Here is a 27,000-nt window from a genome sequence, read left to right as displayed (position 1 = left end):
TTCTCAATCATGAGCTTAGTACCCTATGTAGTGGAGCAGACCAATCGCGGCGAGCGGTCCTATGATATCTTTTCCCGGCTGCTGAACGACCGGATCATCTTCCTGGGGGAGGAGGTCAACGCTACCACCGCCAGTCTGGTGGTGGCCCAGCTGCTGTATCTGGAGGCCCAGGACCCTGACAAGGATATCCAGTTCTATATCAACAGCCCCGGCGGCTCTGTTACCGACGGTATGGCCATCTATGATACCATGCAGTACATCAAGTGTGATGTATCCACCATCTGCATCGGCATGGCGGCCAGCATGGGGGCCTTCCTGCTCTCCTCCGGTACCAAGGGCAAGCGCCTGGCCCTGCCCAACGCGGAGATCATGATCCACCAGCCCTCCGCCGGTACCCAGGGCCAGATCACCGATATGGCCATCCATCTCAAGCGTCTGGAGATCATCAAAAAGCGCATGAACCAGATCCTGGCCGACAACACCGGCAGGAGCGTGGAGGAGATCACCGCCGCCTGCGAGCGGGACAACTTCATGTCCGCCGAGGAGGCCAGGGAGTACGGCCTGATCGACAAGGTCATCTATTCCCGGTAATCTGGGGGAGCGGGGCGGGGCCCCGCTCCCTTTCCGGCTTTTTCGCCGGAGCCCCCAGCTGTCTGTTCCGGCCCATTAGACTGAACGACGAGGTAACGATATGGCAAAAAATGACGAGCGCAAAAGCGTCCGCTGTTCCTTTTGCGGCAAGCACCAGGATCAGGTAGCCCGCATCATCGCCGGTCCCGGCGCTTATATCTGCAATGAGTGCGTCCACCTGTGCATGAGCATTCTGGACGACAACTACGACCCCGAGGAGGCCCTGTCCCCTGACATCCCCGACGTGATCCCCACCCCCCGGGAGATCCGGGACGTGCTGGACCAGTATATCATCGGCCAGGAGGACGCCAAGGTGGCCCTGTCGGTGGCGGTGTACAACCACTACAAGCGGATCTACTTCGGCGGCGGGGACGACGTGGAGCTCCAGAAGAGCAACATCCTGCTCATGGGCCCCACCGGTTGCGGCAAGACCCTCTTTGCCCAGACCCTGGCCCGTATTCTGAAGGTGCCCTTCGCCATCGCCGACGCCACCACCCTCACCGAGGCGGGCTACGTGGGCGACGACGTGGAGAACATCCTGCTGCGGCTGGTCCAGGCCGCCGACTACGATGTGGAGTTGGCGGAGCGGGGCATCATCTATGTGGATGAGATCGACAAGATCGCCCGCAAGAGCGAGAATACCTCCATCACCCGGGATGTGTCCGGCGAGGGAGTGCAGCAGGCCCTGCTGAAGATCCTGGAGGGCACCGTGGCCAACGTACCGCCTCAGGGAGGCCGCAAGCACCCCCATCAGGAGTTTATCCAGATCAACACCAAGAACATCCTGTTTATCTGTGGCGGCGCCTTTGATGGCATGGAAAAGATCATTGAGCAGCGTCTGGACAAAAAGACCATCGGCTTCGGCGCCGAGATCCAGAGCAAGAAGGAGAAGGATACCGCTATCTTTAAGGAGATCCAGCCCCACGATCTGCTGAAGTTCGGCATTATCCCCGAGCTGGTGGGCCGTCTGCCGGTGATCACCACCCTGAACGCCCTGGACAAGGACCAGCTGGTGCGCATCCTCACCGAGCCCAAGAACGCCCTGGTGAAGCAGTACCAGAAGCTGCTGGAGTACGACATGGTGGACCTGGAGTTTGAGCCCCAGGCCCTGGAGGAGGCCGCCGAGAAGGCCATCGCCCGGGGCATTGGTGCCCGTGGCCTGCGGGCGGTGCTGGAAGAGGTCATGACCCGGCTGATGTACGACGTGCCTTCTGACCCCACCATTACCAAGGTGACCATCACCGGCGAGAGCGTGAAGGATCACGCCGCGCCCCTGGTGGAGCACGACCCGGAGCGCACCAACCGGCCCCGGCTGGGGGGCGCGTCCCTCCGGGCGGAGCACGGGGGCAAAAGCCCCCGGGGCAACGTGTCCTAAAAACCTCATAAGATCAATGACCGGCAGGAGACAGGAAGGGGGAGGCCAGCGGGCCGATCCCCCCAGTCCTGCCTCCTGTTTCATTCCGGGAGGAGGGAATGACCATGACAACCTATGAGACCGCCGTAATGCCTGCCCTGGCGCTGCGGGGGCTGACCATTTTCCCCAATATGCTCCTCCATTTCGACGTGGGGCGCAAGTCCTCCATCAAGGCCCTGGACGAGGCCATGACCTCCGGCCAGCCTATTTTCCTGGTGTCCCAGCGGGATCTGGCGGTGGAGGAGCCAAAAGGGGAGGACCTTTACAATATCGGCACCGTCAGCAATGTGCGCCAGATCCTCCGGCTGCCGGGGGACAACGTGCGGGTGATGGTGGAGGGGACCTGCCGGGGCCGGCTGCTGGAGCTCACCCAGACCGAGCCCCACCTGGCCGCCCGGGTGGAGGAGATCCCCGAGGAGAAGCAGTTCCGCCGCTCTGCCCGTACAGAGGCCCTCATCCGCCAGACCTATGAGCTCTTTGAGTCCTATATCGAGCTGGCCCCCAAGATGACCCCTGACGTGTTGCTGTCGGTGCTGTCCAGCGAGGACCCGGGCTATATCGCCGATTACATCGCCCAAAACCTGCCCATGCGGCCCAACGACAAGCAGGTGATTCTGGAGGAACTGCGGCCGGTGCGCCGGCTGGAAAAGCTGTGCCAGAGCCTCCGCCGTGAGGTGGAGATCCTGGAGCTGGAGCATGAGATGCAGGGCAAGGTCCGGGACCAGCTCACCCGCAGCCAGCGGGACTATGTCCTTCGGGAGCAGATGAAGGTCCTCCAGCAGGAGCTGGGGGAGGACGGCCAGGGGGACAGCGAGATCGCCGAGTACCGCCAGAAGATCCAGGCCCTGAAGCTGCCCCAGGAGGTGGCGGACAAGCTGAACAAGGAGGTGGGCCGGCTGGAGAAGCAGCCCTATTCCTCCGCCGAGGCCACCGTCCTGCGCAACTACCTGGACACCGTGCTGGAGCTGCCCTGGGGCAAGCGCACCCGGGAGCGGGTCAACGTGGAGGCCGCCCGGAAGGTGCTGGACGCCGACCACTACGGCCTGGACAAGGTGAAGGAGCGCATTCTGGAGTTTTTGGCCGTCAAGCAGCTCTCCCCCCAGATACGGGGTCAGATCATCTGCCTGGTGGGCCCTCCCGGCGTGGGCAAGACCTCCATCGCCACCAGCGTGGCCAAGGCCATCCACCGGAAGATGGCCCGCATCTCTCTGGGCGGCGTCCACGACGAGGCCGAGATCCGGGGTCACCGCAAGACCTATGTGGGGGCCATGCCCGGCCGCATCATCGCCGCCATCAAGCAGGCAGACAGCTGCAATCCCCTGCTGCTGCTGGATGAGATCGACAAGCTGGGCAACGACCAGCGGGGCGACCCCGCCTCGGCGCTTCTGGAGGTGCTGGACGCCGAGCAGAACAGCACCTTCCGGGATCATTTTCTGGAGGTGCCCTTCGACCTGTCCGACGTGCTCTTCATCACCACCGCAAATACCCTGGACACCATTCCGAAGCCCCTGCTGGACCGGATGGAGGTCATAGAGCTCACCAGCTATACCGACGAGGAGAAGGTGCAGATCGCCAAGCGCCACCTGATCCCCAAGGAGTTCAAGCGCCACGGCCTCAGCCGCACCCAGGTGCGTCTGTCCGACGAGGCCATCCGTACCCTCATCCGGGGGTACACCCGGGAGTCCGGCGTGCGCATCCTGGAGCGGCAGATCGCCGCCCTGTGCCGCAAGGCGGCTATGCGCATCGTGTCAGGGGATATAAAGTCTGTTACCATTACAGAAAGCAACCTGGAAAAGCTGTTGGGCATCCCCCGGTATCACCCGGACCACCTGCCCCAGACCGAGCAGGTGGGGGTGGTCAACGGCCTGGCCTGGACCAGCGTGGGCGGCGAGCTGCTGGAGGTGGAGGCCGCCGTGGTGGCCGGCACCGGCAAGGTGGAGCTCACCGGCAACCTGGGGGACGTGATGAAGGAGTCCGCCCAGGCCGCCCTGACCTACATCCGCAGCCGGGCCTCCCAGCTGGGGGTGGAGCCCGACTTCTACAAAACAAAGGACATCCATATCCACTTCCCTGAGGGAGCCGTGCCCAAGGATGGACCCTCCGCCGGCATCGCCATCACTACCGCCATGGTGTCCGCCCTCACCGGCACCCCGGTGCGGCGGGAGCTGGCAATGACAGGTGAAGTCACTTTACGGGGCCGGGTGCTGGCCATCGGCGGGCTGAAGGAAAAGACCATGGCGGCCTACCGCAGCGGCATCCGTACCGTGCTCCTGCCCAAGGACAACGAGAAGGATCTGGAGGAGATCGACCAGACTGTCCGGGCGGGGCTGCGGTTCGTGCCGGTGGAGCAGGTGGACCAGGTTCTGGCTGAGGCCCTGGACCTGAAGGTGTGCGACCCCGGGGTGGAGCTGGCCCAGCCCCACGCCGCCCCCCAGGCCGCTGAGCTGCCTGCCATGCGGCAGTAAGGGCCGCCCGCCTCTGGGGCTGCATGCCCCTGTCAGAAACCCATATTTGGGAGGTAATTATGCCCATCAACCTGCAAAAAGCGGAATTTGTCCGCTCTGCCGCCAAAGCGGCCGACTTTCCCCGGGACCGGCTGGCCCAGGTGGCCTTTGCCGGCCGCTCCAACGTGGGCAAGTCCTCGGTGATCAACCGGCTGCTGAACCGGAAGAACTTTGCCCGGGTGGGGGCGGCCCCTGGCAAGACCACCCACATCAACTACTTCCTCATCGACGAGGCCTTTTACCTGGTGGACCTGCCGGGCTACGGCTACGCCAAGGTATCCCTGGCGGAGAAGCAGCGGTGGGGGAGGCTGATGGAGGAGTGGTTTGCCGACCCCTCTCTCATGACTCTGGGACTGATGATCGTGGATGCCCGGCACAAGCCCACCGCTGACGACTGCACCATGGCCGCCTGGTTCAAGAACAGCGGCAAGCCCTTCGCCGTGGTGGCCAACAAGCTGGACAAGCTGCGCAAGAGCGACATTCAGCCCAATCTGGCCCGGATCAGGGAGACCCTGGAGCTGGACGAGAGTGTAAAGGTAATTCCCTTCTCAGCTGAGAAGGGAGACGGAAAACAGGAACTGCTGGATCTGATTTTAGATCATGCGGAGGGGATCCGATGAGATATGTAAAGCTGCTGCGGGACGGCAGGGAATTGTGGGGAGTACTCCAGGGCGAGCTGGTGCGCACCCTGACCAAGCCCCCCTTTGAGGAGATCTGCTACGACGGCCAGATCATTCCCCTGAATAAATGCACCCTGCTGGCCCCCTGCCAGGCCACCAAGATCGTATGCGTGGGCAAAAACTACTACGATCACGCCGTGGAGATGGGGGACGGGGTGCCCGACCGGCCCATCCTCTTCCTGAAGGCCCCCAATACGCTCAACCGCCCGGAGGGAGAGATCCATGCCCCCGGCTTTGTGGAGCGGCTGGACTACGAGGGGGAGCTGGCCTTTGTCATTCGCCGCCGGGCAAAGGATGTAAAGGCAGAGAACTTTGCAGACTATATCCTGGGCTACACCTGCCTCAACGACGTCACCGCCCGGGACATACAGCAGGCCGACGGCCAGTGGACCCGGGGCAAGGGAATGGACGGCTTTGCCCCCGTGGGGCCGTGGGTCACCGACGAGGTGGACCCCGCCGCCCTGGACATCGTCACCCGGCTCAACGGCAAGGTGGTCCAGCAGGGGAACACCCGCCAGTTCATGACGGCGGTGCCCCAGCTGCTGGAGTTCATCACCGCCTCCATGACCCTGGAGCCCGGGGACGTGGTGACCACCGGCACGCCGGCGGGCATCGGCCCCATGGTCCCCGGAGACACCGTGGAGGTGGACATACAGGGGATCGGGGTTCTGCGGAATCACGTCATCTGAGTCTTAGCCGGGCAGGCGCCCCCCGCGCCGGCCCGGCTTGTGTTTTCCGGGGAGATTTGGTATAATATTTTCAATTTCAATTTGGGGGAGGGAGCGGTAATTTGGGTTCCATCATGAAATTCGCCCAGGGCATGGACTGGTGGGGGCTGATCACCCTGCTTATCAGCGCCGTAGCCGCCCTGCTGTGTATCACCCTCCACGAGCTGTCTCACGGTTTAATGGCCTACAAGCTGGGGGACCCCACAGCCAAAAATGCCGGGCGGCTTACCCTCAACCCCATCAAGCATCTGGATTTCATCGGCCTTGTGATGATGGTGGTGGCCAAGGTAGGCTGGGCCAGGCCGGTGCCGGTGGATATGCGTTATTTCAAAAACCCCAAGCGCGGCATGGCTCTTACCGCCCTGGCCGGTCCGGCGGCCAACTTCCTCACCGCCCTGGCGGCGGCGGGGATCGCCTCCCTGATCTGGCGCTTTGCCCCTGTCAACCAGGGCACTCTGCTGGCCCTATGCCTGCTGTCCAACCTGGCCTTGCTGGGGGTGGGCATGGGGCTGTTCAACCTGATCCCCATTTCCCCTCTGGACGGCTCCAAGATCTTCTTTTCCTTCCTGCCCGACAAGACCTACTACACCATCCTCCGGTATGAGCGGTATGTGATGGGGGTGCTGATCCTGCTGGTGTTTTTCGGTGTGCTGGACAAGCCCCTGTCCTTTCTCATCCTCCACGGCCTGGAGGCTCTGTGCACGGTCACCGGAATCCCTCTGAATGTACTGCTGGTGTGCCAGGACGTGTCGGTCATCCTGAGCCTGTTTTGAGGTGAGTGCCATCGAAACGCCCATCTACCATCTGGAAAAGGTGGTCAAAACCAAGGAGGAGATGGAGGACTTCAACGGTCCTCTGGACCTGATCCTCCACCTGCTGAGCAAAAACAAGATGGAGATCCAGGACATTCAGATCTCCCTGATCTTAGATCAGTATCTGGCCTGGATGGACCAGCGGCGGCAGCTGGACCTGGACGTGGCCAGCGAGTTCGTCACCATGGCGGCCCAGCTGGTGTACATCAAGACCCGGATGCTCCTGTCCATCCACGACGAGGAGGCCATGACCGAGCTGGAGCAGCTAATGGCCTCCCTGGAGGAGCACCAGCGGCGGGAGGACTATATCCGCATCAAGGCGGTGATCCCCAGGCTGTCCGACCGGTACGCGGTGGGCCGGGATTACCTGACCAAGCCCCCGGAGCCCATCCGGCAGGACAGGACCTACCGTTATGTTCATCAGCCGGAGGACCTGCTGAAGGCCATAAAGAGCGTATTGGCCCGGACCGACCACCGGCTGCCGCCCCCCATGGCGGCGTTTGAGGGCATTGTGGGCCGGGAGCCCTACCCGGTAGCCGACAAGGCCGACGAGATTTTGGATCGGCTGGCCCGGTTCGGGGTCACCCGGTTTTCCGCCCTGTTCCGGGGCAACCGCAGCCGGTCGGAGATCGTGGCCACCTTCATCGCCGTGCTGGAGCTGTGCAAGGCACGGCGGCTGCGGCTGGCGGGAACGGAAAACGACTGCACCGTCACCAGCACCGGAGAGGGGGGCGAGGAGCCGGACTACTCCACTGATGTTTATCAGGCCGAGGATGGGGGATAATGATGGAAGTAAAGGAAATCGAAGGGGCCATCGAGGGCATCCTGTTTGCCGCCGGAGAGCCGGTGGGAGTGGAACGGCTGTGCCTGGCGCTGGATTTGGATCGAGCCACCGTGGACGCGGTGTGCAAGCGGCTGGCGGACAACTACAGCTACGAGCGCCGGGGCCTGCGGCTGCTGCGGCTGGACACCAGCTATCAGCTGTGCTCCGCCCCCGAGTTCGCCCCCTATATCCGCAAGGCCTTTGAGAGCCGCCGCCCCGCCAAGCTGAGCCAGCCCGCCCTGGAGGTGCTGGCGGTGATCGCCTACAACCAGACCGCCACCCGGGCCTATGTGGACCAGGTGCGGGGGGTGGACAGCTCCTATACCATCGGCCTGCTGCTGGAGCGGGATCTGATCGAGGAGTGCGGTCGGCTGGCGGTGCCAGGACGGCCTATCCAGTACCGCACCACCCAGAACTTCCTCCGATCCTTTGGGCTGTCCAGCCTGGAGGAGCTGCCTGAGTTGCCCAACACCCCGCCGGAGGATGGACAGATCACCCTGGAGATGCAGGCGGCGGTGGAACGGCTGAAGGCGGCAGGGGAGTCCGTCCCCCCGGTGACGGAGGAGGAGATCGAATCGGCGGCCCGGGAGCTTGCCCGGACTGAGGAGGAATCTGGGGCATGACAGTGCTGTTGGTGCTGGGGTGTATCGCCCTGGCCCTGTTCCTGGTGAGCCTGATCCGGGTGGGGATATGGGGGTCCTATGCCCAGGGGGCCTTCACTCTGCGGCTGCGGGTGGGGCCGGTACGGGTGACCCTCTTTCCCCGGAAGGCAAAAAAGCGGAAGGGGAGGAAGCCCGGTCAACAGCAAAAAGAAGAGAGGCTCCGAAAGAGAAAGAAGCCAAAACAGCCGGTAACGCCTCAGGGGGAGCCGGACATCCTGGACTTTCTCAGGGAGCTGCTGCCAGTGGCGCTGGAGGCCGCTGGAGAGCTTCGGCGAAAGATCCGTATTGATGAGTTTGACCTGGCTGTCAAGGTGGCTTCCTCCGATCCGGCCAAAGCCGCCGTCCGTTACGGCAGACTCAGTGGGGCGGCAGGTATGCTTTGGCCCCTGGTGGAGCAAAATTTTAAGGTGAAGTCGTGGCGTATCCGGATCTGGGTGGATTTTACCACCACCCATCCGGAGGCCAGTCTGCGGGCTGCCGTCACACTGACCATCGGGCAGGCTCTCTCCCTGGCATTGCGGACGGCGGCGAGGCTCCTGCCCATTCTCTCCAAGCTCAGATCCGGCGGTAAAAAGACCGGACAGGAAACACAGAAAGAGGCGGTTTAAGCTATGGAAAAGCATCCCATCGGCGATCTGATGACCAACATCGTGGAGAAAGTCCGGGAGATCGCGGACGTGAACACCATCGTGGGCCAGCCCATCCAGGCGGGGGAGGTCACCATCATCCCCCTGTCCCAGCTCAGCGTGGGGGTGGGCTCCGGCGGCACCGAGTTTGCCAGCAAGAACAAGAAGCCGGAGGACGACAACTGCTTCGGCGGCGGCGCCGGGGCGGGGGTCAACCTGACGCCCGTGGGCTTCCTGGTGGTGAAGGGGGACTCGGTGCGCCTGCTGCCGGTGGCCCCCCCGCCGGCCACCACTGTGGACCGGGTCATCGAGACGGTGCCCGAGGTGGTGGACAAGGTGACCGCCTTCATCGAGAAGCAGCAGGAGAAAAAGGCGGCGGATAAAGCCCAGCCCTGAGGCGTATACTAGGGGCATCAACGTGAGGTGATGCCCCTTGAAGCGCCTGTGCGCCCTGCTGTTGGTCCTGTCCCTGACCATGCTCCCCGTTCGGGGGGCCCAGCCTGCCCTGTCGGCCTCCTCCGCCATCCTGGTGGATGCCGCCAGCGGCCGGGTCCTGTATGAGAAAAACGCCCATGACGCCCGGCCTATTGCCAGCATCACCAAGCTGATGACTGCCCTGGTGGCGGTGGAGCTGCGCCCCGACCTGTCGTCGGTGGTGAGGGTGAAACAGGAGTGGACCGGGGCGGAGGGCTCCTCCATGTACCTGAAGCCGGGGGAGGAGCTTACCCTGGAGGAGCTGCTATACGGGCTGCTGCTGGCCTCGGGCAATGACGCCGCCCTGGCGGTGGCGGGCTACTGTGCCGGTGACGTGGCTTCCTTTGTGGAGAAAATGAACAAGAAGGCGGCCGACCTGGGCATGAATCAAACCTGCTTTGCCAACCCCAACGGCCTGGACGATCCCAACCACTACTCCACTGCCGCCGACATGGCCATTCTGGCCCGGGCGGTGCTGGAGCGGCAGGAGCTGCGGGCCATTGTGGGGACCAGAACGGCCGTGGTGGCGGGACGCACCCTCACCAACCACAACAAGCTGCTGTGGCAGTACCAGGGGTGCACCGGCCTGAAGACGGGCTACACCGACGAGGCGGGACGCACCCTGGTGTCCAGCGCCCTGCGGGAGGGCCAGGAGCTCATCGCCGTCACCCTCAACGCCCCCAACGACTGGGCCGATCACGCTGCCCTTTTTGACTACGGTTTTGCCAACTTTCCCCTGACCACCATTGTGGCGGAGGGCCAGTGGATAGAGATTCCGGTGACGGGCAGTCTGTGCCGGTTTGTTCGGGCGGTGGCCCCGGCGGCGATCCGCTGGCCCCTGGCGGCGGGGGAGGAGCCTGAGGTGGAACTTTCCCTGCCGGAGCGGGTAGAGGCTCCGGTGGGGGCTGGCTTCCCGGCGGGTCATGTGACGGTGCGCCTGGCGGGGGAAGAGATCGCACGGCTGCCTTTGGTATACGCCTGGGGCGCGGCGGTGGATCTGGCCCCCAAAGGCTGGCTGGAGCGGCTGTTTGGCATTTGAACTGGAATAGCGGAGGCCTGCCGCTTAGGCGGCAGGCCTTTCCCACGGAAAGGAGACTGCCGGTGGAAGAACGGCTGCAAAAAATACTCTCCGCCCACGGCCTGTGCTCCCGCCGGGAGGCGGAGGTCTGGCTGACGGCGGGGCGGGTGACAGTGAACGGGAAGCCCGCCAACCTGGGGGATAAGGCCGACCCGGAGCGAGACGATATCCGGGTGGACGGAAAACTCCTGCGGGGGCCCAAGCGGCGTACTTATCTCATGCTCAACAAGCCCAGAGGGTACGTCACCACCCTGTCCGACGAGAAGGGCAGGCGGACGGTGGCCGACCTGGTGGCGGGCTGCGGGGCCAGGGTGTGGCCAGTGGGCCGGCTGGACATGGACTCCGAAGGCCTGCTTATCCTCACCGATGATGGGGCGCTCACCCAACAGCTGCTCCACCCCAGCCATGAGGTGGAGAAGGAGTACCTGGTGTGGGTGACCGGCGATGTGGAGGGGGCCCTGCCGGTGCTGTCGGGGCCCATGAAGCTGGACGGGGTGGCTCTGAGCCCTGCCAGGGTGGCACGACTGGGGCCGGACCTGCTCACCGTTACCATTCATGAGGGCCGCAACCGTCAGGTGCGGCGAATGTGCGCCCAGGCGGGGCTGGAGGTGCGACGGCTACGGCGGATCCGGGAGGGGCAGTTGGCCCTGGGAGGCCTGAAGCCGGGGCGCTGGCGGCCTCTGACAGAGGGAGAGCTGGCCCTGCTGACGGGATGGGACAAGAAGCCTTGACAGAAATTTTGCAGGAAATGCAAAAAATCCTGCAAAAGGGGATTGCTTTTCCCGGCCAAAACCGGTATGATTAGAACCGGCCTGCCCGTGCCGGATCGGTGCGGACAGGCCGGGATTATGTCTATTAACGACGTTATGTCCACTACATGAGTTGGAAGGCCGGGAGGGTTGAGCCATGCCGAAGGACATTTTGTCTACCATACAATCTGAAATGAGCACCTTCTCCAAAGGGCAGAAGCTGATCGCCCATTTTATTCTGGAATCCTATGATAAGGCCGCCTTCATGACGGCCAGCAAGCTGGGAAAGACGGTCAAGGTGAGCGAGTCTACCGTGGTCCGCTTTGCCGCTGAGCTGGGCTATGACGGCTATCCCGCCATGCAGAAGGCCCTGCAGGAGATGATCCGCAGCAAGCTCACCTCGGTGCAGCGCATCGAGGTGTCCAACGACCGCATTGGCGACCAGGATATCCTGTCCATGGTGATGCAGTCGGATATTGAAAAGATCCACCTGACCATGGAGGAGACCGACCGGGTCCAGTTCCAGCGGGCGGTGGACGCCATTACCGCCGCCAGGCACATCTATATCCTGGGGGTGCGTTCCGCTGCCGCCATCGCCAGCTTTCTGGGGTTCTACTCCACGCTGATCTTCCAGAACGTGACCATCATCCACACCACCTCGGCCAGCGAGGTCTTTGAGCAGCTGCTCCACATCGGGCCGGAGGACGTGATCGTGGGCATCAGCTTCCCCCGGTACTCCCGGCGGACAGTGAAAGCCATGCAGTTTGCCCACGACCGGGGAGCGGAGGCCATCGCCATCACCGACAGCCAGACCTCTCCATTGGTGCCCTATTCCTCCATCACCCTGCTGGCCAAGAGCGACATGGCCTCCTTTGTGGACTCTCTGGTAGCTCCCCTCAGCCTGGTGAACGCCCTCATCGTGGCCATCGGGCGAAAAAAGAACGACGACCTCTCCCGTACCTTTGAGAGTCTGGAACGTATCTGGGACGAGTACGAGGTCTATGAGAAGGTGGACGAGAACAGTTGAGTCAGATCATCGTCATCGGCGGCGGAGCCGCCGGATGTATGGCTGCCCTGGCGGCGGCGGAGGGAGGAGCCCAGGTCACTCTGCTGGAGCGGAACCCAAAGCTGGGCCGTAAGCTGTACATCACCGGCAAGGGCCGGTGCAACGTGACCAACGACTGTACCGTCCCCGAGCTGCTCCAGAACGTCCCTGGCAACAGCCGCTTTCTTACCAGCGCGGCCACCCGATTCCCACCGGCACAGGTGAAGGCCTTTTTTGAAGGGCTGGGGGTCCCTCTCAAGACTGAGCGGGGCAACCGGGTTTTCCCCCTGTCGGACCAGGCAGCCGATATCATCGACGCTCTGCTGCGGGCTCTGCGCAAGGCCGGGGTGGACATTGTCCAGGACCGGGCCGCCGGTCTGGTGTGGGAGGACGGAGCTCTTACCGGTGTGAAGGGAGAGAAGGGGACCTACCCCTGCCAGGCGGCGGTGATCGCCACCGGCGGGCTGTCCTACCCACTTACCGGCTCCACCGGGGACGGGTATGGGTTTGCCAGGGCGCTGGGCCACACCATCGTGGAGCCCCGGCCCTCCTTGGTGCCTCTGGTGGCGGAGCAGTCTTTCTGCGCCCAAATGCAGGGACTGAGCCTGCGCAACGTGGCCATCCAGGTAAAAAACAGCAAAAAGAAAGCGGTGTACGCCCAGCAGGGGGAGATGCTCTTTACCCACTTCGGCCTGTCCGGACCTTTGATCCTCTCCGCCTCCGCCCATATGCGGGATATGGGGAAGGAGCACTACCACATCCTGCTGGACCTGAAGCCCGCCCTGGACCGGGAAAAGCTGGAGGGGCGGCTGCTGCGGGATCTGGCCGAGGGGGCCAACAAGGACTTCCGCCATGTGTTGGAGGGATTGGTCCCCCGGCTGATGGTGCCGGTGGTGCTGGAGCTCACCGGCATTCCCGGGGACCTGAAGGCCCATTCTGTGACCAGGCCCCAGCGGCACAGGCTGCTGGATACGTTGAAGGGGCTGCGCATCGACATCACCGGCCCACGGCCCATAGAAGAGGCCATCATCACTGCCGGCGGGATCAAGACCGTTGAGGTGGATCCCCACACCATGGCCTCCAAAAAGGCCCCCGGCGTGTTTTTTGCCGGGGAGGTGCTGGATGTGGACGCCTATACCGGCGGCTTCAACCTGCAGATCGCCTGGTCCACCGGCCGGGCGGCGGGCCAGGGGGCGGCCGCATGGATCCATCCCCCAAAGGAGGAGGAATGAGATGAGCATCCAAAGAAGCATTGCCATTGACGGCCCCTCCGGGGCCGGAAAATCCACCCTGGCCAAGGCTCTGGCCAGAGAGCTGGGCTATGTATACGTAGATACCGGGGCCATCTATCGCACTGTGGGTCTGGCGGCCTGCCGGGCCGGGGTGGACCCGGAGGACGGGGCGGCGGTAGCCGCCCTGCTGCCCGGACTGGATATCACCATGGGGTATGGCCCCGACGGGGTCCAGCGGATGTACCTCAACGGGGAGGACGTATCCCAGGCCATCCGGCAGCATGAGATCTCCCGGTACGCCTCCTGTGTGTCCGCCCTGCCCGCGGTGCGGGCCTTCCTGCTGGAGCGGCAGCGGAAGCTGGCCCAGGCCCAGGATGTGGTCATGGATGGCCGGGACATCGGCACTGTGGTGCTTCCCGGGGCCGGAGTGAAGATCTTCCTCACCGCCGCCCCCGAGGCCAGGGCCCGCCGCCGGTGGCTGGAGCTGAACGAGCGAGGCCAGCAGGCTGACTATGACACGGTACTGCGGGACGTGCTGGAGCGGGACCGGCGGGACGAGAGCCGGGCGGCGGCCCCCCTCCGTCGGGCGGCGGACGCGGCCCTGGCGGATACCACCGAGCTGGACCTGGACCAGAGCCTAGCCCTGCTCAGTAAGATCGTAAAGGAGCGGCTTGGGGCATGAACAAAATGTATTTACTGGCGTATATCGTGGTTTGGCCCTTTTTCAGGCTGCTGAAACCCACTCTGTGCATCAACAAACAGAATATCCCCAAGGGGGGCGCCCTGTTCTGCGCCAACCATACCCGCATGAGCGACCCGGTGTTCATCGCTTTCGCCATGGGGCTCAAGCACCCCATCCACGTGATGGCCAAGGAGGAGATCATGCACTGGCCCATCATCGGCTGGGTGCTGAAAAAGGCGGGCATCTTTGGGGTGAAGCGGGGGCACGCCGACGTGACGGCCATCAAGACCGCTATGAAATACCTGAAGGACGGCGACCGGCTGCTTATGTTCCCCGAGGGTACCCGTCACCAGGACGGGGACTTCGGAGACGCCAAGACGGGGGCGGCCATGCTGGCCTTGCGTACCGGGGTGCCCATCGTACCCATTTACGTCCCGGCCGAGAAGCGATGGTTCCGGTGGAATCAGGTGGTCATCGGGGAGGCATACTATCCCCAGAGCTCCGGTAAGCGGGCCACCCCCGAGGAATATCACGCCATCGCCGAGGACCTGATGGAGCGTATCGAGGCTTTGAAGCCTCAGGCCGGCCGGTGAAGGTGGAGCTGGCCCGGTCCGCCGGATTCTGCTATGGGGTGCGCCGGGCGGTTCGCATGGCGGAGGAGGCGGCGGCCCAGGGGATGCCCTGCGTCATGCTGGGCCCCATCATCCACAACAGCGACGTGATCCGCTATCTGGAGAAACGGGGGGTGGGACTCATCCAGTGCCCTGAGCAGGCTCCGGAGGGGGCGGCGGTGATCATCCGCTCCCACGGGGAGGGAAAGGCAGTCCATGAGGCTTTGGCCCACCGGGGCTGTCCGGTGATTGATGCCACCTGTCCCAATGTCTCCCGGATCCACCGGATCGTGGAAGAGGCGGAGGGGGAGGGGCGGCAGGTGCTCATCGTGGGTACCGCGGATCACCCGGAGGTATCCGCTATTGCCGGCTGGTGTGCCCATCCCGTTGTGCTGGAAGGGAAAGCGGACTTGGAGCGGTGGCTGGAGGAGGACCCCAAACGGCGGCAGATCCCCCTCACGATGGTGTCCCAGACCACCTCCACGCACTTTATCTGGACAGAGTGCGTAAAAAAAGCAAAAAAAGAGTGTACAAATTTAAAAATTTTTGATACAATATGTAATGCTACGTATAAACGGCAGTCCGAGGCACAGGAGTTGGCCGCCCGGTCCGATGCTATGGTCGTCATCGGCGGGCGGGAGAGCTCCAACACCAAACGGCTGGCCCAGTTATGCGGGGCGCTCTGCCCCAAAGTGGTTTGGATCGAACGGGCGGCGGAGCTGGAACCTTCCACCCTGTACCGGAAGGCTTCTATTGGAATCACTGCGGGCGCGTCCACGCCTGAGTGGATTATAAAGGAGGTCTATGACAAAATGAGCGATGAACACATTGAGATCGAGGAATCCTTTGCTGAAATGCTGGAGAAATCGATCAAGACTTTAAATACAGGGGAGAAGGTTACGGGCGTTGTCACTGGCATCACCCCCACTGAGATCTATGTGGATCTCGGGACCAAGCACGCCGGTTACATACCGGTGTCCGAGCTGACCGACGACCCTACGGTCAAGGTCGAGGATCTGGTAAAAGTCGGCGACGAGATTGAAACCTACGTCATGCGCGTCAACGACCAGGAGGGTGTTGTCACCCTCTCCAAGAAGCGCCTTGACACCGTGAAGAGCTGGGAAGACATCGAGCAGGCCCGTGAGGACCACACCACCGTGGAGGGCGTGGTCACCGAGGAGAACAAGGGCGGCGTCGTGGTATCCATCAAGGGCGTCCGGGTCTTTGTGCCCGCCTCTCAGACCGGTCTGCCCCGTGAGACTCCCATGAGCCAGCTGGTCAAGCAGAAGGTGCGTCTGCGCATCACCGAGGTCAACCGCGCCCGCAAGCGCGTGGTGGGCTCCATCCGCGCCGTGGAGGCCGAGGAGCGGGCCGCCAAGGCCGCCGAGGTGTGGGCCAACATCGAGGAGGGCAAGCGTTACACCGGTACCGTGAAGAGCCTGACCTCTTACGGCGCCTTTGTGGACATCGGCGGCGTGGACGGCATGGTCCACATTTCCGAGCTGTCCTGGTCCCGCATCAAGCACCCCTCTGAGGTGGTCTCTGTGGGCGACACCGTGGAGGTGTACGTCATCTCCTTCGATCCCGAGAAGAAGAAGATCTCCCTGGGTATGAAGGACCGCTCCCAGAACCCCTGGGAGGTGTTCACCGGCAAGTATCAGGCCGGCGACGTGGCCAACGTCCGTGTGGTCAAGCTGATGACCTTCGGCGCCTTTGCCGAGGTGGTGCCCGGTGTGGACGGCCTGATCCACATCTCTCAGATTGCCGACCACCGCATCGACAAGCCCGGCGACGTGCTCAGCGAGGGCCAGATGGTGGACGTGAAGATCATCGATATCGACTACGACAACAAGAAGGTCTCCCTGTCCATCCGTGCTCTGCTGGAGGGCGGCAGCCAGGAGTCCGCTCCCGTGGAGGAGTAATTCCGCGTTCAAACAGCGCCGTTTTGCGAGTTTTTTGCAAAACGGCGCTGTTGTTTTGGGAGGGAGGCCCGCCATCTCATCGGTATCATGAGTTGGAGGGCTGTTCAGGGCGGGGAAAATGGTCTTTCAGCTTGCGTTCAGCAGTAAAGTATTGTAAAATATAACATCATCTGATGGGCAACCGTATTATTTTGAAAGCGAGGAATTTATATGAAGCGATATTTTTCCGCTTTTAGAACCCTGCTGGCCGCGCTTTCTGTCCTTCTGCTCCTCGTCGCCGCCATACCGGCCGCCCTGGGCGCGGATGTCCCTGGCTTGCGGGGCAGAGGAACGGAACAGGACCCCTGGATGATCTATTCCGCAGAAGATCTCCAGACGGCCTACACCTACATTGCACAGCAGTGCGACGAGCTGCCGGATGGCCGGCCGGGCGCCGCTGGCTATTTCCGCCTGGGGGCTGACATCGCCCTGGAACAGCCCATCAAAATCTATAATAACCGGGATTATGATCTGCGCATCGGTTTTTGTGGTACCTTTGACGGAGGAGGCCACGCCATCCGAAATTTCGCGCTCAATCTCCATCCCAATCCCGATTGGGGTACTGCCAAGGTACATCGGTATCCCCTGTTTCCTGTGAATTTTGGGACGATCGAAAACCTGACGTTGGAGCTGTCCCAAGACTACGGCTCCCTGTACAGTGACGACCATGGGATCATCACGGGCGGCCTTGTGTGTGACAACTACGGCACCATCCGCAACTGCCGAGTGGAGGGAAACCTGGGCGGCAGCGGGCTGCGGGACCCGGTGGGGCTGGTGGCCGGTCTCAACGGAAATGGCGGCAAGATCATCGACTGTTCCGCCTCTGGCAAGATAACCATGTCTGGTGACCGATATTACGCCAGCAGTCGGCTGGCCGGCGGTATCGTGGGCCAGTGCGATGCTGGGACGTGGACATACTTGGCGCCAGGGGATCTGGCCTGGAGCTCTTCCAACGGCATCGTCACCAACAACGCCGGGCTGGACGGCCTGGACCCGCCTCTGGTTCAGGGCTGCACTGCCGACGTGACCATCTTGGGCAACTGGTGCATCGGTCTGGGAGGTATTACAGGTAAGACGGACCGATACACCGTGGTGGAGAACTGCGCTGCCAACGTGACCCTGACAGCCGGCGGCGTTGAGACCTACAACTCAGTGGGTGGCCTTGTGGGCGATAGCGCGGGGACCCTGCGGGACTGCTTCGCCTCCGGGCAAATCACCCTTAAATCCACCGCTGGGAAAACCCCCTCCGCGGTGGGAGGGCTGCTGGGCACCGCCCGGGAGGGGGCTTTGATGACCGGCTGTACCTCGACGGTCCGCACTACGGTCTCCGATCTCAACGCCTATCACGGGGCGCTTGTGGGGCGGGATAAGGGCGCCACACTTTCCAACAATACAGCCCAAAACAGTCAGAGCATGGTGAAGCCAGACGAGATCACTGTCACTGTCAACGGCCGCCTTGTGCGCTTTGACCAGCCCCCTATTGCAGAGCACAACCGGGTGCTGGTCCCTGTCCGGGCGATTTTTGAGGCAATGGGCGCCGAGGTCACTTGGAATCAGGCTACAATGACCGCTTACGCAGTGCGGGGTCAGGATACTGTGGCAATTCAGATTGGCAACAATACCATGTATCGTAATCAGACCCCCGTGGCGCTGGATGTACCCGCCAAGGCACTTAATGGCCGTACACTTGTGCCGGTGCGCGCGGTATCAGAGGCATTTCATGCTGATGTGCAGTGGGACGCTGCCCAAAACCGGGTGGTGATCCTGATCAGCGGCTCCACACAGACCCCCTCCGAAGCTGGTACGGGGGGTGGCCAGGGAGGCGTGGATCAGCTGCCAAATTGTATTCTCTGCGGAAATACAGGTATGCGTACCTGTAATTTCTGCCGGGGAGAAGGCACGATTGTGGATCCGTATTACAATCCATTAAAGGATGGAATCAACTATATCCGCTGTCCCTATTGCCAGGGTATGGGTAAGGTACCATGCTTCTGTGGACACTGAGCCTGCTCGGCTCTTTCGGGCGGATTTTGAACAGGCCGTTGCAGGTTGCTCTGCTGCGGCCTGTTTTTTGCAGGGAAAACCGGGGAAACCGCTTGCAAAGCGAGGGAATCAGGTCTATAATGGTCCTATACAGGCAAATCACGGAGCACTCTTGGACGGAAATGAAGCGATGGACGGATCTGCTGGGAGGTGGGATCGTGTTTCAGGTAGGGGACAAAATCGTTCACCCGATGCATGGTGCTGGTGTGATCGACAGCATTGTGCAGAAAAAAGTCAACGGCGTGGTACGGGATTACTACATCCTCAAGCTGCCGGTGGGCGGCATGCTGGTCATGATCCCCACCGCCAACAGCGATGAGATCGGTGTGCGCCCGGTGGTCAGGGAAGAGGAGGCGGACCGGATCATCGCCGCCATCCCCGACATCGAGGTGGACATGACCCCCAACTGGAACCGGCGATACCGGGAAAACATGCTCCGTTTAAAAAGCGGCGACCTGCTGGAGGTGGCCCGTGTGGTGAAGGGACTCACCCGCCGGGACGAGGAGCGGGGGCTTTCCACCGGGGAGCGGAAAATGCTCCACTCCGCCAAGCAGATCCTCATTTCAGAAATCGTGCTCTCTCAGAACGCCAGCTACGAGGACGTAGAGGCCCGCATCAACACGGCCATGGCGTAATAGGATAACAACGGCGGGACGGTCAGGCCGTCTCACCCGGATCAAGTGTGAAAAAGGGGCCGGAAGGCTCCTTTTTTGTAAAAGGAGGCGGTGTTATGGCGGGACTGCTGTCCCGGTTCTTCGGCAGGGAGAGGAAGGAAGCATCCATCCGCTGCGGGGCGGTAGTGCCGGCGGCAGGTAGTTCCAGCCGTATGGGCCAGGATAAACTGCTCCTCCCCCTGGACGGGACGCCGGTGATCCTGCGTACCCTGCGGGCCCTGGAGGACTGCCCCCACATCGCCGAGATCGTGGTGGTCACCCGGGAGGATCTGATCGTTCCCATCAGCGGCCTGTGCCGGGAGGCCGGCCTGACCAAGGTGGCCAAGGTGATCCGGGGGGGTAAGACCCGGACGGAATCGGTGCTGGCCGGTCTGGGGGAGTTGAGCCGGGGCATCGATCTGGCGGCCATCCACGACGGGGCCCGGCCCCTGGTGAGCCAGGCCTTGCTGGAGGCGGTCATCACCCGGGGGGCCCACAGCGGGGCGGCCGCTCCGGCGGTGCCGGTGAAGGACACCATCAAAGTGGTACGGGAGGGTGTGGTGGAGCGCACCCCCGACCGGTCGGTCCTGTACGCTGTCCAGACCCCTCAGGTGTTCCAGCGGGACCTGATCGCCACCGCCCTGAAACAGGCCTTGGCGGAAGGGGCCGCCCTCACCGACGACTGCTCCGCTGTAGAGCGGCTGGGCATCGGGGTTGCCATCACCCAGGGAGACTACTGCAATCTCAAGCTGACCACGCCGGAGGATATAGCTACGGCAGAGGCCCTGCTGACTTGGAGGGAAGGTTCATGAGGATCGGACATGGATATGACGTACACAAGCTGGTGGAGGGCCGCAGACTCATCCTGGGCGGGGTGGATATCCCCTATGAAAAGGGCCTGCTGGGCCATTCGGATGCTGATGTACTGGTCCACGCGGTGATGGACGCCCTGCTTGGGGCGGCAGCCCTGGGGGATATCGGCAAGCTGTTCCCCGACAATGACCCGGCCTACGCCGGAGCGGACAGTCTGGTGCTGCTGGAGCGGGTGGGGGAGCGCATTGCCCAGGCCGGGTACCGGGTGGGCAACATTGACGCCACCGTCCTGGCCCAGCGGCCCAAGCTGGCTCCCCACATCCCCCGGATGCGGGAAAACATGGCCACCCGGTTGGGGATCAACCCCGACCAGGTCAGCGTCAAGGCCACCACCGAGGAGGGCCTGGGCTTCACCGGGGCCGGAGAGGGGATGGCGGCCCACGCCGTGTGTCTTTTGGAAGAGTTAAGAAGATAGGAGATATCATTTACGTCACGCTTCTCTCGCCGCCGGCATAGGCTGGTGCGAGAGGAGCGTTTTTTATGGTCTATTATCTCATGGTCTGCCGCTCCCTGACCTATGCCCAGCGGACCGCCGCCGCGTTGGAGCGGGTGGGGATCACGGCACGGATCCTGCGCTCCCCCAAGGTCATCGACCGGGAGGGGTGCAGCCATTGCGTCAAAATACCGGAGCGCAGCCTCACCGCCGCGTTGGTGGTGCTCAACCGGGCGGGGCTGGCCCCCAAGCGGATCTTTTTGCAGGCAGAGGACCGGGGTCTGCGGGAGGTGGGCCTGTGATCTATCTGGACAGCGCCGCCACTACCCTGCAGAAGCCCCCCGCCGTGGCCCGATCCATGGCCTGGGCGGTGAACCGCCTGGCCAGCCCAGGACGGGGAGGCCATCCCGCCGCCCGTCGGGCGGCGGAAACCGCCTTCGCCTGCCGCCAGGCGGCAGCGGGACTTTTCAATCTGGAAAATCCGGAAGAAGTGGTCTTTACCTCTTCCGCCACCCACAGCCTGAACATCGCCATTCGCTCCCTGGTGGGGCCGGGGGATCGGGTGCTCATCTCCGGCTGGGAGCACAACGCGGTCACCCGGCCCCTACACGGTTTGGGGGCGGAGGTGGCTGTGGCCAGGGCATCCCTGTTTGACCGGCAGGCCCAGCTGGAGGCCTTTGCCGCCGGGCTGGCGGCCCGCCCCGCCGCTGTGGTGTGCACCCACGTGTCCAATGTGTTTGGCTTCGTGCTGCCGGTGGGGGAGATCGCCGCCCTCTGCCGGCAGCGGGAGGTGCCCCTCATCGTGGACGCCTCCCAGTCCGCCGGTTGCCTGCCAGTGGAGCCGGAACAATGGGGGGCGGCCTTTGTGGCCATGCCGGGGCACAAAGGACTGTACGGTCCCCAGGGCACCGGCCTGCTGCTGTGCGGCGGGGGAGAGGCGCGGCCTCTGCTGGAAGGGGGCACCGGCAGCGCCTCCGCCCTCCAGAGCATGCCCGACTTCCTGCCCGACCGGCTGGAGGCAGGCACCCACAACATGCCGGGTATTGCCGGTCTGCTGGCTGGGCTGCGCTATGTGGCGGGCCGGGGGGAAAAGGCCATCCTGGCCCGGGAGCGGGCCCTGCTCCGGCAGGCCGTCCGGGGACTGCGGGGCCTGCCTGGGATCCGGTTTTTTGCCGCCGGGGCGGAGGACGCCCAGGCCGGGGTGCTGGCCTTCCAGGTGGAGGGCATGGACTGCGAGGAGGCGGGAGAGGCTCTGGCCCACCGGGGGATCGCTCTCCGGGCGGGGCTCCACTGCGCGCCTCTGGCCCACGAGAGCGCGGGTACCCTGGAGGACGGGGTTGTGCGGGCCAGCTTTTCCGATTTCAATACTCCGGCGGAGGTGGAGCGGTTCGTCTGGGAGGTGGCCCGGCTGGTGCGGCGCTGAGCGTGGAGAGTGGGGGCGGCCTGTGGCCGCCCACCCTATGTGGGACAAGCCCGGGGATCGTGCGGAATGGGACGAAAAGCCGAGACAAATTCACAGAAAATTGATTTCTCATACCCTTGTCAACTACTGGGTAATACAGTATAATGTATAAGTTGAGTTGGGCCTTCACAAGAAGGCCGGACCGGAATGACCGGCGCCGCCGGAGAGCGGGAGACGTGGGAGCATGGAAGGCATTTTATACCTGCTGCAACAATTGAAAGCCATGGTGACCCCCTTTGGGATCTCCGACCTCATCGACATTCTCATCATGGCCTTTATTATCTATAAGGTCATCATGTTCATCCGCCGCACCAGCTCGGGGGCGGTGGCCAAGGGCATCCTGTTGTTGCTGGTGGCCTTGCTGGTATCCGGAGTGCTCCAGCTGAACACAGTGAACTTCCTCATGGGGAAGATCGTGGAGTACGGCGCTCTGGCCCTGGTGGTGCTCTTCCAGCCGGAGATCCGCCGCTTCCTGGAGCAGATGGGCCGCACCAACCTGGGCAAGGTGTTCTCCAACGCCGAGGAGCGCAACGAGCTGGACGGGGCCATCACCCAGACGGTGGAGGCCTACGCCTCCCTGTCCAAATCCAAGACCGGCGCCCTGATGGTTTTTGAGCGGAAAAACATGTTGGAGGACGCCATCAAGACGGGCACTGCCCTGGACTGCACGGTGAACGCCGAGCTTTTAAAAAATATTTTCTGGAACAAGGCTCCCCTCCACGACGGCGCGGTCATCGTGCGGGCGGGCCGGATCGTGGGGGCGGGCTGTATGCTGCCCATGTCGGGCAACGTGAATCTGTCCCGGGAGCTGGGTATGCGCCACCGGGCGGGCATCGGCGCCAGCGAGCACACCGACGCGGTGGTGGCCATCGTCTCGGAGGAGACCGGTTCCATCTCGGTGGCGGTGGGGGGGATGCTCAAGCGGCATCTGGCCCCCGAGACTCTGGAGCGGCTGCTGCGTAACGAGCTGCTGCCCGAGCAGGAGGAAAACGAGAGCCCGGCCAAATTCAGGCTGATGAGCCTGTTCCGGGCGGGAAAGGGGGAAAAGGGCCATGGGGAAGAAAATCACTGACTCCAGATGGTTTTATATTCTGATCTCCATCCTCATCGCCTTTGCCCTGTGGGTGTATATCGGCAAGGAGGCCAACCCTGTCAACACCGGCACCATCAGCAACGTGAAGGTGGTCTTTTCCGGTCTGGAGGTGCTGGAAGAGCAGGGCCTGATGATCTCAGAGGGGGCCAACCAAAGCGTGAGCCTGAACATCCAGGCTCGCCGGGACGTGTTCACCCGGCTGAACCAGGGGGAGGTTACTGTTACCATTGATGTCTCCGGCATCGCCGAGCCGGGGGAGCAGACGGTGCCCATCACCACCCGCATTATCACCTATCCCCGCACCATCACCGCCGCCGACTCCATCGAGCTGCGGTATACCAGCCCCTCCGCCATCACCTTCACTGTATCCCGGTGGGACACCAAAGAGGTTCCCGTCCAGGGAGTCTTTGAGGGCAGCGTGGCTGATGGCTATCAGCGTGGCGAATTTGATATCACACCCGAGACCGTAACCGTCAGCGGCCAGGAGGAGGTCGTCAGCCAGATCCAGTATGCCCAGGTCACCGTGGCCCAGCAGGAGATGAGCGAGAGCTTCAGCCAGCAATGCCCCTACGCCCTCATCGACGTCAACGGCAACACGGTTACCGACAGCAATCTGGTGGTCTCCCCGGAGACCGTGCTGGTACGCCTGCCGGTGGTTGTGCTCAAGGAGGTGCCTCTTACCGTCAACCTGATCGCCGGCGGCGGCGCCACCGAGGCCAACGCCAAGGTCACCTTCAGTCCCACCGACACCATCATGGTGGCGGGCAGTCAGGCCGATCTGGAGGGCCTGAAGGAGATCAACCTGGGGGATATCCAGCTGGCCGACATTTACGGCTCCGAGACCTTTACCAAAAAGGTGGAGCTGGCCTCCGAGCTGACCAACGTCAGCGGTATCACAGAGGTGGAGGTGACGGTGACCATCGAGGGCCTGGCCACCCGCACCATGAAGGTGGACAACATCGAAGTCATCAACACCCCCGCCGGCTATGTGCCGGAGGCCATCACCAAGTCCTGCTCGGTGCTCATCCGGGGCCCGGAAGAGGACGTGGCGGAGATCCAGGAGTCCCAGCTGCGCATTGTGGCCGACCTGTCCAACACCGACCCCTCCACCGGCAGCCGTACCGTGCCGGTGAAGGTCTACCTGGATGGCAGCAGCAGTGTGGGCGTGGTGGGAGTATACACCATTGTGGTGTCCCTCTCCTAAGACAGAAAGACAGATAAGGTGATCCCATGATTCAAACAGCGAAAGTGACCAGGCTCCTGCCCGACGGCAGGGCAGAGGTATCGGTGAAACGCCAGTCGGCCTGCGGCCACGACTGCTCCAAGTGCGGCGGTGGGTGCAGTGAGCTGATGGTCAGCTCTACCGTGGCGGTCACCGCCGCCAATCCGGTCCGGGCCATGCCCGGAGACATGGTGCGGGTGGAGTCTGACACCGGCACCGTGCTGGGGGCGGCGGTGGCGGTCTACCTGGTGCCCTTCCTGCTCTTCTTCGCCGGGTATTTCATTGCCGCCGCCTTGGGCGCCGGGAGCGGGATCTGCGGCACCGCCGGCGTGCTGGGCTTTGCCCTGGGCCTCTGCCTGGCGGTGCTTCTGGACCGGCGGATGCGCAAGCGGAAGGCCATCTCCTTCCGTATCACCGCCATCAACCCCGCCGACTGATGTTCGGCTATGTGCGGCCCTGGCGGGACGAGCTGAAGGTGTCCCAGGACCGGGACTACCAGGCCCTCTACTGCGGTCTGTGCCGGACCCTGGGCAGGCGTCACGGCCTGATGGCCCGGATGTTCCTCAATTACGACTTCACCTTCCTGGCCATGCTGCTGGACGGCGGCAGGCCGGAAAAGAGCCGGGAACGCTGCCCTGCCTGGCTGTGGTGCCGGAAAAAGACCTGTGCCGCCACTGGCGGGCTGGATGAGGCTGCCGACGCCGCCACCATCCTCAGCTATTGGAAGCTGCGGGATACGGTGGCTGACAGCTCTTTTCTAAAGGGACTGCCTGCCCGATTCCTCTCTCTCCTCCTCCTCCGGGGTTACCGGAAGGCCGCCGCCGCCCGGCCCGCCTTTGACGAGGTAGTGCGGAGTTGCCTGGAGGAGTTGACGGGCCTGGAGAAGGAAAACTGCCCCTCCATGGACAGGACAGCGGACACCTTTGCCCGGCTGCTGGCCGCTGCTGCCCCGGTCACAGGGGAGAAGGCCAGGGACCGGGCCATGGAGCAGCTGCTTTACCACCTGGGCCGGTGGATCTACCTGGTGGATGCCTGGGATGATCTGCAGGCTGACAGACAAACCGGGGCGTACAATCCTATCCTGGCCCGGTTTCCTCAGGGAGCGGATCGGGACTATCTGCGCGTGACCCTGCGCCACTCCCTCAACCTGGCCCGGTCGGCCATGGCCCTGCTGGAGCTGGGCCATTGGCGGGAGACGGTGGAAAATATCTTATATCTGGGCCTGCCCGCCGTGGAAGAACTGGTATTTACCGGCCGCTGGAAGGCGGCCAATCACAGAGACAGGAGACAAGATCCATGAACGATCCTTACAGTGTTCTGGGCGTCAAGCCGGACGCCAGCGACGACGAGATCAAGCGGGCCTACCGGGATCTGGCCCGGAAGTACCATCCGGACAACTACCAGAACAACCCTCTGGCCGATCTGGCGGAGGAGAAGATGAAGGAGATCAACCAGGCTTACGATACCATCACCAAGATGCGCTCCGGAGGCGGCGGGAACTACTCCGGCGGTGGTTATTCCGGCAGCGGCTATCAGGGGAGCTACCACCAGCAGTACGGCGGCTCCTCCCAGAACGCCAACCTGTACAACCAGGTGCGCCAGGCCATCAATATGAACGACCTGAGCCGGGCCGAGCAGCTGCTGCGCTCCGCTCCAACCCAGGACGCCGAGTGGCACTTTCTCACCGGCTCCCTGGCCTACCGGAAGGGGTGGCTGGACGAGGCCCTGCAGCACATCCAGACCGCCTGCAACATGGCGCCCTCCAACGCCGAGTACCGGCAGGCCCTGCTGATGATGCGCCAGGGGGGCCAGGCCTATCGGCCCTATGGCTACGGCAACGGCCCAGACGCCTGCGACCTGTGCACCGCCTGCATGTGCCTCAACTGCATGTGCGGCGGCTGCGGGAACTGAGCGATGGCCAGCGCCCGGCGTTACAGCGGTGGAGCGGGACGGACGGCTCTGGTGGGTCTGCTTACCGGTCTGTCCCTCATCTGCCTGTATTTGGCCTTTTTGGCCCCAACGGGTAAGCTGGGAGTGGTAGCTCTGGCGGGGATCTTCCCGGCGGGGGCGGTGGTGTCCGCCGGCCTGACCGCCGGCTTCTTCTGCTACGCCGCCACAGGCCTGCTGGGCCTGCTGCTGCTCCCCTCCAAAAGCGCGGCCCTGCTCTACCTGATCTTTTTCGGGCTGTGGCCCATGCTCAAAAGCCTGCTGGAGCGGCTGCCCAGCCGTGTGGCCGAGTGGGTGGGTAAGCTGGCGGTGTGCAACGCTGCCCTGGCCCTGCTGTGGTTTGGTCTGAAGGAACTCTTCCTGCCCTTTTTGCCCACAGCCCTCAGCCAGAGCTGGATGGTGTTTGCCGCGGGCAACGCAGGCTTTGTGCTCTACGATCTGGGCTTTTCCAAGCTCATTGCCTTTTACGCCGCCCGGGTGGACAGGGTCTTGCGGAAGAACCATTAGTTTGGTATAATGTAACGATACAGACAGGGGGGTCTGGGCCTCCCATCACTTAGGAA

29 protein-coding genes are annotated in these 27,000 nt (G+C 63.1%); all 29 read left to right on the top strand.

What is annotated here, in order from left to right; all coding sequences use genetic code 11:
* The first annotated feature begins 9 nt into the window (after positions 1-9).
* Positions 10-591 (top strand): ATP-dependent Clp endopeptidase proteolytic subunit ClpP, encoded by a 582-nt coding sequence (clpP, locus tag H6B51_RS06925; protein WP_204882983.1) that lies wholly within the window; start codon positions 10-12, stop codon positions 589-591.
* Positions 592-691: 100 nt separating this feature from the next.
* Positions 692-2,005, top strand: a complete 1,314-nt coding sequence (gene clpX / locus H6B51_RS06920) for an ATP-dependent Clp protease ATP-binding subunit ClpX (RefSeq protein WP_204882982.1) — start codon at positions 692-694, stop codon at positions 2,003-2,005.
* 98 nt (positions 2,006-2,103) lie between these two features.
* Positions 2,104-4,509, top strand: a complete 2,406-nt coding sequence (gene lon, locus H6B51_RS06915; RefSeq protein ID WP_204882981.1) for an endopeptidase La — start codon at positions 2,104-2,106, stop codon at positions 4,507-4,509.
* Positions 4,510-4,568: 59 nt separating this feature from the next.
* Positions 4,569-5,168 (top strand): ribosome biogenesis GTP-binding protein YihA/YsxC, encoded by a 600-nt coding sequence (gene yihA / locus H6B51_RS06910; protein ID WP_204882980.1) that lies wholly within the window; start codon positions 4,569-4,571, stop codon positions 5,166-5,168.
* On the top strand, positions 5,165-5,917 hold the full coding sequence (locus H6B51_RS06905) for a fumarylacetoacetate hydrolase family protein (protein ID WP_204882979.1): 753 nt from the start codon (positions 5,165-5,167) through the stop codon (positions 5,915-5,917). Before yihA ends, H6B51_RS06905 begins: the two co-directional genes overlap by 4 nt.
* 101 nt (positions 5,918-6,018) lie before the next feature.
* On the top strand, positions 6,019-6,729 hold the full coding sequence (locus H6B51_RS06900) for a site-2 protease family protein (RefSeq protein WP_204882978.1): 711 nt from the start codon (positions 6,019-6,021) through the stop codon (positions 6,727-6,729).
* 1 nt (position 6,730) lies between these two features.
* Positions 6,731-7,552 (top strand): segregation and condensation protein A, encoded by an 822-nt coding sequence (locus H6B51_RS06895; protein WP_335342119.1) that lies wholly within the window; start codon positions 6,731-6,733, stop codon positions 7,550-7,552.
* Between the two features lie 2 nt (positions 7,553-7,554).
* Positions 7,555-8,214 carry an SMC-Scp complex subunit ScpB gene (gene scpB / locus H6B51_RS06890; protein ID WP_204882996.1) on the top strand — a complete coding sequence of 220 codons (660 nt, stop codon included), beginning with the start codon at positions 7,555-7,557 and terminating at the stop codon, positions 8,212-8,214.
* Positions 8,211-8,861, top strand: a complete 651-nt coding sequence (locus H6B51_RS06885; RefSeq protein WP_204882977.1) for a DUF2953 domain-containing protein — start codon at positions 8,211-8,213, stop codon at positions 8,859-8,861. The genes scpB and H6B51_RS06885 overlap by 4 nt, the downstream gene beginning before the upstream one ends.
* A 3-nt stretch (positions 8,862-8,864) precedes the next feature.
* The gene (gene ytfJ, locus H6B51_RS06880; RefSeq protein WP_204882976.1) at positions 8,865-9,275 is read left to right on the top strand and encodes a GerW family sporulation protein; all 411 of its coding nucleotides are present in this window, start codon (positions 8,865-8,867) and stop codon (positions 9,273-9,275) included.
* Between the two features lie 37 nt (positions 9,276-9,312).
* Positions 9,313-10,392, top strand: a complete 1,080-nt coding sequence (locus H6B51_RS06875) for a D-alanyl-D-alanine carboxypeptidase family protein (protein WP_204882975.1) — start codon at positions 9,313-9,315, stop codon at positions 10,390-10,392.
* Positions 10,393-10,454: 62 nt separating this feature from the next.
* The gene (locus H6B51_RS06870; RefSeq protein ID WP_204882974.1) at positions 10,455-11,162 is read left to right on the top strand and encodes a pseudouridine synthase; all 708 of its coding nucleotides are present in this window, start codon (positions 10,455-10,457) and stop codon (positions 11,160-11,162) included.
* 175 nt (positions 11,163-11,337) lie between these two features.
* Positions 11,338-12,207, top strand: coding sequence for a MurR/RpiR family transcriptional regulator (locus tag H6B51_RS06865; RefSeq protein WP_204882973.1), 870 nt, complete (start codon positions 11,338-11,340; stop codon positions 12,205-12,207).
* Positions 12,204-13,457: a BaiN/RdsA family NAD(P)/FAD-dependent oxidoreductase gene (locus H6B51_RS06860; RefSeq protein WP_204882972.1), complete on the top strand. Its 1,254-nt coding sequence runs from the start codon at positions 12,204-12,206 to the stop codon at positions 13,455-13,457. Before H6B51_RS06865 ends, H6B51_RS06860 begins: the two co-directional genes overlap by 4 nt.
* A 1-nt stretch (position 13,458) precedes the next feature.
* Entirely contained in the window at positions 13,459-14,139 is a 681-nt protein-coding gene (cmk, locus tag H6B51_RS06855) for a (d)CMP kinase (RefSeq protein WP_204882971.1), read from the top strand.
* A complete protein-coding gene (locus tag H6B51_RS06850; protein ID WP_204882970.1) occupies positions 14,136-14,732 on the top strand; it encodes a lysophospholipid acyltransferase family protein in 597 nt (198 codons plus the stop codon). Before cmk ends, H6B51_RS06850 begins: the two co-directional genes overlap by 4 nt.
* Positions 14,729-16,672 carry a bifunctional 4-hydroxy-3-methylbut-2-enyl diphosphate reductase/30S ribosomal protein S1 gene (locus H6B51_RS06845; protein ID WP_204882969.1) on the top strand — a complete coding sequence of 648 codons (1,944 nt, stop codon included), beginning with the start codon at positions 14,729-14,731 and terminating at the stop codon, positions 16,670-16,672. Before H6B51_RS06850 ends, H6B51_RS06845 begins: the two co-directional genes overlap by 4 nt.
* 210 nt (positions 16,673-16,882) lie before the next feature.
* Positions 16,883-18,715 carry a stalk domain-containing protein gene (locus H6B51_RS06840; RefSeq protein ID WP_204882968.1) on the top strand — a complete coding sequence of 611 codons (1,833 nt, stop codon included), beginning with the start codon at positions 16,883-16,885 and terminating at the stop codon, positions 18,713-18,715.
* A 197-nt stretch (positions 18,716-18,912) separates the two neighbouring features.
* Positions 18,913-19,389 (top strand): CarD family transcriptional regulator, encoded by a 477-nt coding sequence (locus H6B51_RS06835; protein ID WP_204882995.1) that lies wholly within the window; start codon positions 18,913-18,915, stop codon positions 19,387-19,389.
* A gap of 95 nt (positions 19,390-19,484) precedes the next feature.
* Positions 19,485-20,219 carry a 2-C-methyl-D-erythritol 4-phosphate cytidylyltransferase gene (ispD, locus tag H6B51_RS06830; RefSeq protein ID WP_204882967.1) on the top strand — a complete coding sequence of 245 codons (735 nt, stop codon included), beginning with the start codon at positions 19,485-19,487 and terminating at the stop codon, positions 20,217-20,219.
* Complete coding sequence (gene ispF, locus H6B51_RS06825) at positions 20,216-20,695, top strand: 2-C-methyl-D-erythritol 2,4-cyclodiphosphate synthase (protein WP_204882966.1); 480 nt, start codon at positions 20,216-20,218, stop codon at positions 20,693-20,695. Before ispD ends, ispF begins: the two co-directional genes overlap by 4 nt.
* 65 nt (positions 20,696-20,760) lie before the next feature.
* Entirely contained in the window at positions 20,761-21,015 is a 255-nt protein-coding gene (locus H6B51_RS06820; RefSeq protein ID WP_204882965.1) for a putative Se/S carrier protein, read from the top strand.
* Positions 21,012-22,136: an aminotransferase class V-fold PLP-dependent enzyme gene (locus tag H6B51_RS06815; RefSeq protein WP_204882964.1), complete on the top strand. Its 1,125-nt coding sequence runs from the start codon at positions 21,012-21,014 to the stop codon at positions 22,134-22,136. Before H6B51_RS06820 ends, H6B51_RS06815 begins: the two co-directional genes overlap by 4 nt.
* Before the next feature lie 223 nt (positions 22,137-22,359).
* Complete coding sequence (gene cdaA, locus H6B51_RS06810) at positions 22,360-23,247, top strand: diadenylate cyclase CdaA (protein WP_204882963.1); 888 nt, start codon at positions 22,360-22,362, stop codon at positions 23,245-23,247.
* Complete coding sequence (locus H6B51_RS06805) at positions 23,228-24,472, top strand: CdaR family protein (protein WP_204882962.1); 1,245 nt, start codon at positions 23,228-23,230, stop codon at positions 24,470-24,472. Before cdaA ends, H6B51_RS06805 begins: the two co-directional genes overlap by 20 nt.
* A gap of 26 nt (positions 24,473-24,498) precedes the next feature.
* The gene (locus H6B51_RS06800) at positions 24,499-24,927 is read left to right on the top strand and encodes a SoxR reducing system RseC family protein (protein WP_204882961.1); all 429 of its coding nucleotides are present in this window, start codon (positions 24,499-24,501) and stop codon (positions 24,925-24,927) included.
* A complete protein-coding gene (locus tag H6B51_RS06795) occupies positions 24,927-25,790 on the top strand; it encodes a DUF5685 family protein (protein WP_204882960.1) in 864 nt (287 codons plus the stop codon). Before H6B51_RS06800 ends, H6B51_RS06795 begins: the two co-directional genes overlap by 1 nt.
* Positions 25,787-26,401 carry a J domain-containing protein gene (locus H6B51_RS06790; RefSeq protein ID WP_204882959.1) on the top strand — a complete coding sequence of 205 codons (615 nt, stop codon included), beginning with the start codon at positions 25,787-25,789 and terminating at the stop codon, positions 26,399-26,401. Before H6B51_RS06795 ends, H6B51_RS06790 begins: the two co-directional genes overlap by 4 nt.
* Before the next feature lie 3 nt (positions 26,402-26,404).
* A complete protein-coding gene (locus H6B51_RS06785; RefSeq protein ID WP_204882958.1) occupies positions 26,405-26,944 on the top strand; it encodes a hypothetical protein in 540 nt (179 codons plus the stop codon).
* The last annotated feature ends 56 nt before the right edge of the window (positions 26,945-27,000 follow it).

Source organism: Pseudoflavonifractor phocaeensis, from assembly GCF_016901955.1.
Classification (GTDB): domain Bacteria; phylum Bacillota; class Clostridia; order Oscillospirales; family Oscillospiraceae; genus Flavonifractor; species Flavonifractor phocaeensis_A.
Note: the sequence above shows the minus strand (reverse complement) of the source record. Positions and strands in the feature narration are given on the sequence as shown.

Coding starts and splice junctions, on each gene's coding strand:
- clpP (WP_204882983.1), top strand. CDS start 10: ATGAGCTTAGTACCCTATGTAGTGGAGCAGACCAATCGCGGCGAGCGG.
- clpX (WP_204882982.1), top strand. CDS start 692: ATGGCAAAAAATGACGAGCGCAAAAGCGTCCGCTGTTCCTTTTGCGGC.
- lon (WP_204882981.1), top strand. CDS start 2,104: ATGACCATGACAACCTATGAGACCGCCGTAATGCCTGCCCTGGCGCTG.
- yihA (WP_204882980.1), top strand. CDS start 4,569: ATGCCCATCAACCTGCAAAAAGCGGAATTTGTCCGCTCTGCCGCCAAA.
- H6B51_RS06905 (WP_204882979.1), top strand. CDS start 5,165: ATGAGATATGTAAAGCTGCTGCGGGACGGCAGGGAATTGTGGGGAGTA.
- scpB (WP_204882996.1), top strand. CDS start 7,555: ATGGAAGTAAAGGAAATCGAAGGGGCCATCGAGGGCATCCTGTTTGCC.
- H6B51_RS06885 (WP_204882977.1), top strand. CDS start 8,211: ATGACAGTGCTGTTGGTGCTGGGGTGTATCGCCCTGGCCCTGTTCCTG.
- ytfJ (WP_204882976.1), top strand. CDS start 8,865: ATGGAAAAGCATCCCATCGGCGATCTGATGACCAACATCGTGGAGAAA.
- H6B51_RS06865 (WP_204882973.1), top strand. CDS start 11,338: ATGCCGAAGGACATTTTGTCTACCATACAATCTGAAATGAGCACCTTC.
- cmk (WP_204882971.1), top strand. CDS start 13,459: ATGAGCATCCAAAGAAGCATTGCCATTGACGGCCCCTCCGGGGCCGGA.
- H6B51_RS06850 (WP_204882970.1), top strand. CDS start 14,136: ATGAACAAAATGTATTTACTGGCGTATATCGTGGTTTGGCCCTTTTTC.
- H6B51_RS06840 (WP_204882968.1), top strand. CDS start 16,883: ATGAAGCGATATTTTTCCGCTTTTAGAACCCTGCTGGCCGCGCTTTCT.
- ispD (WP_204882967.1), top strand. CDS start 19,485: ATGGCGGGACTGCTGTCCCGGTTCTTCGGCAGGGAGAGGAAGGAAGCA.
- ispF (WP_204882966.1), top strand. CDS start 20,216: ATGAGGATCGGACATGGATATGACGTACACAAGCTGGTGGAGGGCCGC.
- H6B51_RS06820 (WP_204882965.1), top strand. CDS start 20,761: ATGGTCTATTATCTCATGGTCTGCCGCTCCCTGACCTATGCCCAGCGG.
- cdaA (WP_204882963.1), top strand. CDS start 22,360: ATGGAAGGCATTTTATACCTGCTGCAACAATTGAAAGCCATGGTGACC.
- H6B51_RS06805 (WP_204882962.1), top strand. CDS start 23,228: ATGGGGAAGAAAATCACTGACTCCAGATGGTTTTATATTCTGATCTCC.
- H6B51_RS06800 (WP_204882961.1), top strand. CDS start 24,499: ATGATTCAAACAGCGAAAGTGACCAGGCTCCTGCCCGACGGCAGGGCA.
- H6B51_RS06795 (WP_204882960.1), top strand. CDS start 24,927: ATGTTCGGCTATGTGCGGCCCTGGCGGGACGAGCTGAAGGTGTCCCAG.
- H6B51_RS06790 (WP_204882959.1), top strand. CDS start 25,787: ATGAACGATCCTTACAGTGTTCTGGGCGTCAAGCCGGACGCCAGCGAC.
- H6B51_RS06785 (WP_204882958.1), top strand. CDS start 26,405: ATGGCCAGCGCCCGGCGTTACAGCGGTGGAGCGGGACGGACGGCTCTG.